At 58.5% G+C, this 2,427-nt stretch carries 3 protein-coding genes; all 3 read left to right on the forward strand.

The window, feature by feature from the left end:
• The first annotated feature begins 103 nt into the window (after window positions 1–103).
• The 3 genes from GHO41_RS28975 to GHO41_RS28985 all read left to right on the forward strand — a co-directional run bounded on the left by GHO41_RS28975 (window position 104) and on the right by GHO41_RS28985 (window position 2,397).
• Complete coding sequence (locus GHO41_RS28975; RefSeq protein WP_153330790.1) at window positions 104–436, forward strand: transposase; 333 nt, start codon at window positions 104–106, stop codon at window positions 434–436.
• The gene (gene tnpB / locus GHO41_RS30520) at window positions 433–768 is read left to right on the forward strand and encodes an IS66 family insertion sequence element accessory protein TnpB (protein WP_153330791.1); all 336 of its coding nucleotides are present in this window, start codon (window positions 433–435) and stop codon (window positions 766–768) included. The genes GHO41_RS28975 and tnpB overlap by 4 nt, the downstream gene beginning before the upstream one ends.
• Window positions 769–849: 81 nt before the next feature.
• On the forward strand, window positions 850–2,397 hold the full coding sequence (locus GHO41_RS28985) for an IS66 family transposase (RefSeq protein WP_153330792.1): 1,548 nt from the start codon (window positions 850–852) through the stop codon (window positions 2,395–2,397).
• Window positions 2,398–2,427: the final 30 nt, after the last annotated feature.

A 2,427-nucleotide genomic window follows, 5' to 3' on the forward strand; every position in this document is an offset into this window, starting at 1 on the left:
GTATCCGTCCGGCGAAGTCATCTACCCAGCCCTGCAAAGCCAAGACATGGTGTGCACTTAAATTTAAGTGGGCACCAGTTCTAGCCTTTTAAGCGGGTATTTCATGCAGCCACAACGCCGTTCCTACTCCAAATCCTTCAAAGTCCAAGTCATTCAAGAGTGCGCCCAGCCCGGCGCCTCGATTGCCAGCGTCGCGCTGAGCCATAGCCTCAACGCGAACCTTGTCCACAAATGGATTCGGGTGCAAATGCAAAAAAACACGGAGCTGCAACCTGCTTTTATTCCGTTACCCATGCAGCTAGCCGGAGCAAATTCGCAAGCTGCATCATCGAATATCTGCGTTGAAATCCAGCACCCGCGTGGCACTGTCAAAGTGAACTGGCCGACCGATAGCGCGGCCGCCTGCGCGACCTTTCTTCGAGACCTGTTGCGATGATCCGCATCGACTCCATCTGGCTCGCCACCGAGCCCATGGACATGCGCGCCGGCACCGAAACCGCTCTGGCGCGTGTGGTCGCCGTGTTCGGTGCGGCGCAGCCGCACTGTGCTTATTTGTTTGCCAACCGCCGCGCCAATCGCATGAAAGTGCTGGTGCACGACGGGTTGGGTATCTGGCTGGCGGCGCGCCGCCTGCATCAAGGCAAGTTCTTCTGGCCGGGTTCTCGACACGGCTTTCAGATGGAACTAGGTACCGAACAACTGCATGCCCTGGTGCTGGGCTTGCCTTGGCAAAGAGTTGGGCCAGGCAGCGCGATTTCCATCATATAACGCCTGCCACGACCAGCCAGGCCGTGCAATTGTCCGATGAGCCTATCGTCGCTTTTAGGCTGTTCTGGCAAAATCGGCGGCATGACTTCGCGTCCTAATCTCGACCACTTAAACCCTGAACAACTGCGCGCTCTGGCGGCGCAGTTGATGCAGCGTGTCGAGAATCTCGATCAGAAAGTCGAGACGATGGGTAAGCAAATCCACCACCACAAAATGGTCAACGAGAAACTGGCCCACGAGATCGCGCAACTCAAGCGCTTCAAGTTTGCCAAGCGCAGCGAGCAACTGAGCCCGGATCAGGCCAGTCTGCTTGATGACCTGATCGATACTGACATCGCAGCCATCGAAGCCGAACTTGAAGCGCTGCAACCCGCTCCCGTTTCGACCGAGGCTCGGCAAAAACCTAAACGTATCGCCTTGCCGCCGCAGTTTCCGCGCACCCTGATCCATCACGAACCCGACAACAGCCACTGCCAGTGCGGCTGCGCCCTCAAGCGTATCGGCGAGGATGTCAGCGAAAAACTCGACTACACGCCAGGCGTGTTCACCGTCGAGCGTCATATCCGTGGCAAGTGGGTTTGCGGTCAGTGCGAAACGCTGATCCAGGCACCGGTTCCGGCGCAGGTCATCGACAAAGGTATCCCAACCGCCGGCCTGCTGGCCCATGTCATGATTGCGAAGTTCGCCGACCATTTACCGCTCTATCGTCAGGAGTCGATTTTTGGTCGGGCCGGTTTGGCCATCGCCCGCTCGACCCTGGCGCAATGGGTCGGCAACTGTGGTGTGCAGTTGCAGCCGCTGGTCGATGCCCTGCGCGATGCTGTTCTCGAACATGGCGTAATCCATGCCGATGAAACGCCGGTACAGATGCTCACGCCGGGTGCGAAGAAAACCCATCGAGCCTATGTCTGGGCCTACGCCACCAGCCAGTTCTCGGACTTGGCGGCGGTGGTTTACGACTTCAGCCCTAGCCGCGCCGGAGAACACGCCCGCAACTTCCTGCAAGACTGGAAGGGCAAGCTGGTCTGCGATGATTTTGGCGGCTACAAGGCCAGCTTTGAACTCGGCGTGACCGAGATCGGCTGCATGGCCCATGCGCGGCGCAAGTTCTTCGAATTGCACGCCACCAACAAGAGCCAGCTCGCCGAACAGGCCTTGCGCTACATCCAGTTGCTGTACGAAATCGAACGTGAAGTCCGCGACCTTGAACCGGATTTACGCCGCCGAATACGGCAAGAAAAAGCGGTACCGGTGATGGATGCTCTGCATGCCTGGATGATCGCCCAGCGCCAGATCGTGCACGATGGCTCGGCGATAAGCAAAGCTCTGGACTATAGCCTCAAACGCTGGACGGCGCTGTCGCGCTATCTCGATGACGGTGCTGTGCCCATTGATAATAACTGGGCAGAGAACCAGATCCGGCCGTGGGCGTTGGGTCGCAAAAATTGGCTCTTTGCAGGATCACTGCGCAGCGGTAAACGCGCGGCGGCGATCATGAGTTTGATCCAGTCGGCGCGGCTCAACGGGCATGATCCGTATGCTTATTTGAAGGACGTCCTCACGCGCCTGCCGACGCAGCGGGCGAGTGAGATTGCGGAGCTGCTGCCGCATAGGTGGCAACCGGTTTAGTGACGCAAGACGGGATGCCCGGACGCATAC

Source organism: Pseudomonas sp. FSL R10-0399, assembly GCF_009600165.1.
Taxonomy (GTDB): domain Bacteria; phylum Pseudomonadota; class Gammaproteobacteria; order Pseudomonadales; family Pseudomonadaceae; genus Aquipseudomonas; species Aquipseudomonas helleri.

What these genes read in the sequence shown, in the direction of transcription:
- tnpB (WP_153330791.1), top strand. Translation starts at nt 433, where the DNA reads ATGATCCGCATCGACTCCATCTGGCTCGCCACCGAGCCCATGGACATG.
- GHO41_RS28975 (WP_153330790.1), top strand. Translation starts at nt 104, where the DNA reads ATGCAGCCACAACGCCGTTCCTACTCCAAATCCTTCAAAGTCCAAGTC.
- GHO41_RS28985 (WP_153330792.1), top strand. Translation starts at nt 850, where the DNA reads ATGACTTCGCGTCCTAATCTCGACCACTTAAACCCTGAACAACTGCGC.